7 protein-coding genes are annotated in these 6,799 nt (G+C 39.1%); 4 read left to right on the forward strand and 3 right to left on the reverse strand.

Annotated elements, in window-relative coordinates; genetic code table 11:
- Nucleotides 1-330: 330 nt before the first annotated feature.
- From DRW42_RS17835 to DRW42_RS17845, 3 genes are all read right to left on the reverse strand, one after another.
- A complete protein-coding gene (locus DRW42_RS17835; protein WP_113950186.1) occupies nt 331-990 on the reverse strand; it encodes a phosphatidylserine decarboxylase family protein in 660 nt (219 codons plus the stop codon).
- Nucleotides 991-1,045: 55 nt separating this feature from the next.
- The gene (gene hpt, locus DRW42_RS17840) at nt 1,046-1,588 is read right to left on the reverse strand and encodes a hypoxanthine phosphoribosyltransferase (protein WP_113950187.1); all 543 of its coding nucleotides are present in this window, start codon (nt 1,586-1,588) and stop codon (nt 1,046-1,048) included.
- Between the two features lie 160 nt (nt 1,589-1,748).
- Nucleotides 1,749-3,914, reverse strand: a complete 2,166-nt coding sequence (locus tag DRW42_RS17845) for a transglycosylase domain-containing protein (RefSeq protein ID WP_113950188.1) — start codon at nt 3,912-3,914, stop codon at nt 1,749-1,751.
- A 131-nt stretch (nt 3,915-4,045) separates the two neighbouring features.
- Here DRW42_RS17845 and DRW42_RS17850 point away from each other — a divergent pair, with 131 nt between their 5' ends.
- From DRW42_RS17850 to DRW42_RS17865, 4 genes are all read left to right on the forward strand, one after another.
- Nucleotides 4,046-5,122 carry an Mrp/NBP35 family ATP-binding protein gene (locus DRW42_RS17850; RefSeq protein ID WP_113950189.1) on the forward strand — a complete coding sequence of 359 codons (1,077 nt, stop codon included), beginning with the start codon at nt 4,046-4,048 and terminating at the stop codon, nt 5,120-5,122.
- Between the two features lie 35 nt (nt 5,123-5,157).
- On the forward strand, nt 5,158-5,403 hold the full coding sequence (locus tag DRW42_RS17855) for a NifU family protein (RefSeq protein ID WP_025141622.1): 246 nt from the start codon (nt 5,158-5,160) through the stop codon (nt 5,401-5,403).
- Nucleotides 5,404-5,456: 53 nt separating this feature from the next.
- The gene (locus DRW42_RS17860) at nt 5,457-6,092 is read left to right on the forward strand and encodes a peptidase associated/transthyretin-like domain-containing protein (protein ID WP_113950190.1); all 636 of its coding nucleotides are present in this window, start codon (nt 5,457-5,459) and stop codon (nt 6,090-6,092) included.
- A gap of 105 nt (nt 6,093-6,197) precedes the next feature.
- The gene (locus tag DRW42_RS17865; protein ID WP_113950191.1) at nt 6,198-6,740 is read left to right on the forward strand and encodes a hypothetical protein; all 543 of its coding nucleotides are present in this window, start codon (nt 6,198-6,200) and stop codon (nt 6,738-6,740) included.
- Nucleotides 6,741-6,799: the final 59 nt, after the last annotated feature.

Raw genomic sequence — 6,799 nt, forward strand, 5'->3', positions numbered from 1 at the left:
TAAAACGGTTTTGAGTGAGAGACAGGTTAATGCGTACACTCAAAAAACACTCTCATTTCGAGCGGAATGTAACTTGTCCCAATTTTTATATCGGTAACGAAGTCGAGAACCACGCAGCGCTCAGCGAAGTTAAATCTATCCCGAGATAGATCTCTCCACTCCGCGATGCTTCGGTCGAGATGACGTTTTCTGTTGGGAGTTGTCATCCTGACCGTAGTCGAAGGATCTTTTTGTTATGTAAGAGCAGTCAGGTTTTTAAAACTTGACTTCTTTAAAACAAAAAGCCGTGGTCTGTGTCCTTACAGATCACTAAGAATATGTTTAATTACTTTAGCTTAACGTGGCCAATGTGGTAATTCCACCTTTTACTACCTGGTTAAGTTCTACGTTAACCTTGGTGCCTACCGGAAGAAAAACATCAACCCTCGAACCGAATTTAATAAAACCGAACTGCTCTGTTTGGATTACCTGATCGCCTTCTTTTACATACCATACAATTCTGCGGGCCAAAGCACCTGCAATCTGGCGGAACAATACCGGCGTACCGTTTTTATGCTCTACAACCGTAGTTGTACGTTCGTTTTCGGTAGAAGATTTCGGGTTCCAGGCCGCAAGGTATTTACCCGGGTGATATTTAAAAAATTTAACCACTCCTGAGATCGGGTTACGGTTGATGTGCACATTAACAGGCGACATAAAAATTGATACCTGTAAACGTTTATCTTTAAAGTATTCGCCTTCTTCAGTTTCTTCGATTACCACAACTTTACCGTCTGCAGGGCAGATTACAAGGTTTTCTCCAGAAGAGAAGCTGCGGCTTGGATTGCGGAAAAACTGCAGTACAATGATAAATAATGCTGCAGAGAAAATATAAATAAACCAGCGCAGCCAGGTAATGTCGTGGTACTTATAATCAACAACTGCGTTGATTACGAAAATAAACAAAACGCTCAGGGCAATAGTGGTGTAACCTTCTTTATGTATGGTCATTGTGTTAAAAATTATTGGGCAAAGGTGCGAAAAATAAATTAATCCAATCTAAAAATTATGCCTCTGTTGCTCTATAAATATCGGTTAGGTTCCGGCCAAGGCCATTGTAATCTAAACCGTAGCCTACCACAAATTCGTTAGGTATTTCAAAACCAACATACTCCAGTTCTTCGATTTCGTATTTTAATGCGCTTGGTTTAAGTAAAAGTGAGCTTACTTTAACCGATGCCGGATTTTTGTCTTTTATGGTTTTTAGAATATGAGTTAACGTTAAACCGGTATCAACAATATCTTCAACAATGACGATATCCCTTCCCTCAATATTTTCGGGTAATCCGATCAGTTCTTTTACATTCCCTGAACTCGATGTACCTTCGTAAGAGGCTACACGCATAAAAGCAACTTCGCAGGGAATATTAATTTCTTTGATCAGATCGGCCATGAATAAAAAACTGCCGTTTAATACACCGATAAATAAAGGACATTTGCCTTCATAATCAACATTCATCTGGATGCCCATCAAACGGATCCGTTTATTCAGGGTGTCATTTTCTAAAAATATCTCGAACTCTTTATCCTCTACTTTTATTTTGTGCATTTTGTTGTTAAGATTGTTAAATGTTGGAAGGCTGTAATGTTATTGTGGTTATTGCTTTATTGTCGATTGTTGGCAGAAATAGTTAATCATTATGTCAATCGCCAACTCAAACTGTGAATTGCTAACTGAAAACTGACAACCCCAATCTCCTAACTCAAAACTATTGCCCCTGGCTCTTTTCCAGTTCCTTTTGCCGCCTGCGTTCTTCCCTCCGCTCCTGCCTTAACTGTTTTTTTGTTTTGGTCGTATCGGCAGGGGTACCTGCAGGTTTGGCTACAGTTGTGTCTTTTTTAGATCCGCCACCAAATAAGCGTTCAAAGAAACTTTTATTCTTATCGTGCACAATTACAACCGGCAAACCATCGCCATCGTCGTCAAAAGCCGTGGTATCGATAACAGCAGTATCTGGTGCTAAATATTGGCGTAAACCTTCTCTCAAACGTACATTATAGAAACCATAGCCCGAAGTATCGCTTGGGATTAAACCTTTTCTGGCCATAATATTTCCCATAAACCTAAAATAGTTAAACATGTAAGGTTTTAAACTTCCATCGGCCATAAACTTGTACATCGATGCTTTTGGTTTAGGTACAATGCTGGCTAAAAACAAACCATCGCCGATGGTTAAATCGGCAGGTTGTTTTCCAAAATAGTATCTGGATGCTTCTCCTATCCCGTAAATGTTCTGTCCGAGTTCTATAATGTTGAAATATACTTCCAGCATCCGTTGTTTACTGATCAGGTGGTTGTGTTCGATGAGCCAGACAATCAAAATTTCTTCTGCTTTACGGGCCAAAGTTTTCTGGCGGCTTAAATAGACATTTTTAACCAGCTGCATACTAATGGTACTACCTCCACGTTTAAATTTCTTTTCTTTAAAGTTTACGGCAATGGATTTCCGGATCGATTCTTCAACAAAACCATTGTGTGTAAAAAATGAAGGATCTTCTGCGGTTAAAACAGCATTGATGAAATCTTTGGAAATGGCCGAAAGTGGCGTAAAGTTTGGGTTAGAAGGACCAATGGTAATATCGCGCATCGGTTTGCCATACTCGTAAGGTGTATATACAAAAGTGCTGTTGATTTTTTGCAGGTTGGTTTTGCCCCACTGTACAATTTTAAAATCAACCGGTGTTAAAGTTGAGTTAAAGCGAACACTATCAGGTATTTTGGTGTCAAGGTAAAAATTGAGGTTGTATTTAACTTTGCCCTGTACTTTTAATCCTTCCAGTGATTCGAATAAACCCTGTGGAAAAGCATCTAAAATGCTCTGGGCATCCTGCTCCTCGGCGTTTAACTTTAATTCGTATATCTTGTTTTTGCCCAAGGTATATTTTACGAAAGGATGAATCTGCGCATTTTTCAGGTAAGCGGTAGATGAACTATCCAACGCAATATAATTGGGGCCCACCAAAATATCAGCATCTAATTTTGCGCTTTGTACAATAATGTCGTTTGAGGCGATACGTGGCTGGTTGATCAGCATATTTTTTACCGACCAGGAGCCCGATATTTTATAATCATCGCCACTGTATTTTGCATTTTTAAGTTCCGTTTGCAGGGTATCGAAACTGAGTTTTGCATGGAGTTTATTGTTTAGGTAGGGTAATTCAAGTTTTTTGCCATCAGCATAGGCCGTAAAGCGCAATTCTTTGCTTCCAGGGTTTACATAGCCGTCTACATGCCAGGTGGCTTCGCCATTGTTCACATTTATTGCCGATTTGAGGTCGCCGCCATCAATGGTGGCCATGGTAGAAAAACTCAGTCTGGCAGTATCATGGTCATTTAGTTTAAAAACCATATTCTGCATATCCATATCGTCAGGGATTTTATACAAAACCTGATTTAAAATGTTGCTGGCTATTTCTGATAAATTAACTTTCCCCTTGGTTTCGGTGCTGTCTTTTTTCTTCCTTTTTAAAATGAAATCGATATTGGTGGTCGAATCTTTAAGCACTACGCTAACAAAACCTTCTTTCAGTTTTACTTCCGAAAGTTTTACATTACCAAAAATAAGCGGAAAAAGCTTTACACTTACGCTCAGTTCACTGATGTTCGAAAGGGTATCGCGCTCTTTGGGAACAACAGAGATTTTGGTCATTTTTACGGTGCTTAGCCCCGTAAACCCGGCAGATCCGATTTTAACTTCCAGGCCGTAATCTTTATCCGCTTTGGCGATCGCCTTGGCTACCATTTTTTTAAGAAGGGCTTCTCTTTTGCTATAGGCTACGGCACCCAAAGCAATACAAACGACTAAAAAAACACCTAAAACCCAGGCTCCGATTTTTAAATATTTTTTAGGGATCTTAATTTTTGGTATTCGCATATAGTCGTTAAAATGGTTAATTGCTTAAACGTAACAATTAAATGTTTATTTCGTGTTAAAATTACAGTTAAAAAGCCTAAATAAAAGTATTTATGGCTATGTTTTGTTAATTTTGAATTTAAATTAATACAATGCAGATTAGCCCGCAACAAGTTTTAGATGCGCTTAAAAATGTAGAAGATCCTGATCTTAAAAAAGATCTGGTAACCTTAAACATGATTAAGGATTTACAGATAGCAGATAACCAAGTCAATTTTACATTAGAGCTTACTACGCCGGCATGCCCGATGAAGGAAATGCTGAAAAACGCCTGTACAAATGCGATAAAACATTTTGTATCGCCAACGGCAGAAGTAGTAATTAATGTAACATCCAGGGTTACCCAGCCAACCAACTCATCTTCACTAGATAACATCAAAAACATCATTTTGGTTTCATCAGGTAAAGGCGGAGTGGGTAAATCTACTGTATCGAGCAATCTGGCTGTAGTATTGGCGAAAGATGGTGCTAAAGTTGGCCTTATTGATGCCGATATTTATGGCCCGTCGGTCCCTACCATGTTCGATCTGGTTGATGCGAAACCAGGCGCAGAAGAAACTGCAGATGGCAAAACAAAAATTTTACCGATTGAAAAATACGGAATAAAGCTGTTATCCTTAGGTTTTTTTGCAGATCCGGGGCAGCCGGTGCCCTGGCGTGGCCCGATGGCATCCAACGCGGTAAAACAACTTTTTAACGATACCAACTGGGGCGAACTCGATTATTTAATCGTCGATCTTCCTCCCGGTACCGGCGATATCCACATTACCATTACGCAAAGTTTCCCGATTTCGGGAGCGGTTGTGGTTACCACGCCACAACAGGTTGCTTTGGCCGATACACATAAAGGGTTGGCCATGTTCAGGATGCCCGGAATTAATATCCCGATTTTAGGTGTTATTGAAAACATGTCGTATTTTACACCAGCAGAATTGCCGGAGAATAAATATTACATTTTTGGTAAAGGCGGAGGTACCGAGCTTGCACAACGTTTCGATGTACCGTTTTTGGGTGAAATTCCGATCATACAGAGCATTTCGGAAGCCGGCGACAAAGGTAAACCAGTGGCACTGAACCAAAATCCTTTATTGGATGGCATATTTGGCGACATTGCAAGTAAGATTGCACAGCAGATTTCCATCAACAATGCACAAATGGTGAATTGCTAAAAAATTACTATTTTTATAACCTTAAAAAATATATAATGAATTTAACAGAACAAGTAGAACAGGCATTGGAAACCATCAGGCCATATTTAAAGGCTGATGGAGGTGATGTTTCTGTTGAAGAAATTACATCAGAAGGAACGGTAAAACTTAAGCTTTTGGGTAACTGCGGGTCGTGCCCAATGAGTTTCATGACCATGAAATCGGGTATTGAACAGGCAATTATGAAAGCTGTTCCACAGATCACTTCGGTAGTTGCCGTAAATATGGCAGAGCAAGAGTAAGCTTTAACACTATTTAACTAGAAAGTTTTATTTTAAAAATTACTTTTGTCTTAATGAGATATTGTATTGCCCTGATTTGTCTAATTTTTTCCATAACCGCTTTTGCACAACAAAAGCCGGCACAGGATAAACTCATCCAGTTTTCAGGGATTATTACCGATATCGACAGTTCAAACGTAATACCTTATGTAACCATCACCAATCTATCGGCGAAAAGTAAAAGGGTTGGTGCCGATTACAGGGGATATTTTACTTTTATTGTAAACCCGGGCGATACAATCCTTTTTACCGCCATCGGTTACAAAAAATTCTCTACTGTAATACCACAAAGTACGCCAGATAGCAAATACACCATTATGGTTAAACTGAAAGCAAATGTGATTGATTTGCCATCGGTGCGTGTTTTTCCATGGGCTACTACAGAAGAATTTACCCGCGAGTTTTTATCGATGAAACTGGCGGATGATGATATGGCCATTGCCAAAAAGAACCTTTCGCGTTCATCAATCGATGGGTTAATCCAAACACTGCCACGTGACGGACAGGAAATCGGCAGTCAGAATTACCGCTATAATTTTGACAGGATGATCAACAAAAATATGGTTCAAACCAATCCCCTGCTTAATCCTTTCGCCTGGGGCAAGCTGATGCAGCAGATTTTTGATGGTGATAAGAGCCGGAGTAATTAGTCTTTAGTCCAAAATCTACAGTCCGGAGTCCTTAGTCTTGGGTGCAGCGGATAGTTTTAATTAGCAATTATATTTTATCATGATTCAGATTTTAACGTATCCGGAATGAAAATTTTCCCCTCTCAATCATTCGTATTACATTCAGATATTTCAGCTAATGAAGCCTGGAATAATTTATCGAAAGCTATATCTATAGATCAAAAATTTTTCTCAGGATTTTTTCCTAAAAGTTCCGAAGCTGAACGGTTTAAAGGTTATATCGACCAATCTAAATTTACCATTCAGAGAAATTTATCATACAGAAATTCTTTTCAGGCAGAGATTTCAGGAGAAATATTTACAGAGGGTAATGGTTGTAAAGTAGATGTTCAACTAAGTTTAATGCCATTTGTGAAAGGTTTTTTAATGCTTTGGTGTTCACTTGCCACAGTTTTTTGCATTATGTTTCTTTTTGGGGCGATAAAGAAACATGAGCCGAATCTGGCGTTTGGTTCATTAGTCGCATTGGGCATGCTTGGGTTTTGTTATTTAATTGTAACTGTTGGTTTCAAATCTGATTGTGAGGAATGCAGAAAAGCGCTAAATGTTGTTTTTAAGGCCGAACCCCAACCAATCTTTAAAGGAAAAGACTGGAAAAGTGATAAATAGCTTTTGTTGTTATAATAGTGGTTCGTGTCTCCACCAATGCTATTAACTTAAGCTATTTA

The sequence above is a fragment of the Pedobacter miscanthi genome (genome assembly GCF_003315595.1).
GTDB lineage: Bacteria > Bacteroidota > Bacteroidia > Sphingobacteriales > Sphingobacteriaceae > Pedobacter > Pedobacter miscanthi.

Coding starts and splice junctions, on each gene's coding strand:
- hpt (WP_113950187.1), bottom strand. CDS start 1,588: ATGCACAAAATAAAAGTAGAGGATAAAGAGTTCGAGATATTTTTAGAA.
- DRW42_RS17855 (WP_025141622.1), top strand. CDS start 5,158: ATGAATTTAACAGAACAAGTAGAACAGGCATTGGAAACCATCAGGCCA.
- DRW42_RS17835 (WP_113950186.1), bottom strand. CDS start 990: ATGACCATACATAAAGAAGGTTACACCACTATTGCCCTGAGCGTTTTG.
- DRW42_RS17865 (WP_113950191.1), top strand. CDS start 6,198: ATGAAAATTTTCCCCTCTCAATCATTCGTATTACATTCAGATATTTCA.
- DRW42_RS17860 (WP_113950190.1), top strand. CDS start 5,457: ATGAGATATTGTATTGCCCTGATTTGTCTAATTTTTTCCATAACCGCT.
- DRW42_RS17845 (WP_113950188.1), bottom strand. CDS start 3,914: ATGCGAATACCAAAAATTAAGATCCCTAAAAAATATTTAAAAATCGGA.
- DRW42_RS17850 (WP_113950189.1), top strand. CDS start 4,046: ATGCAGATTAGCCCGCAACAAGTTTTAGATGCGCTTAAAAATGTAGAA.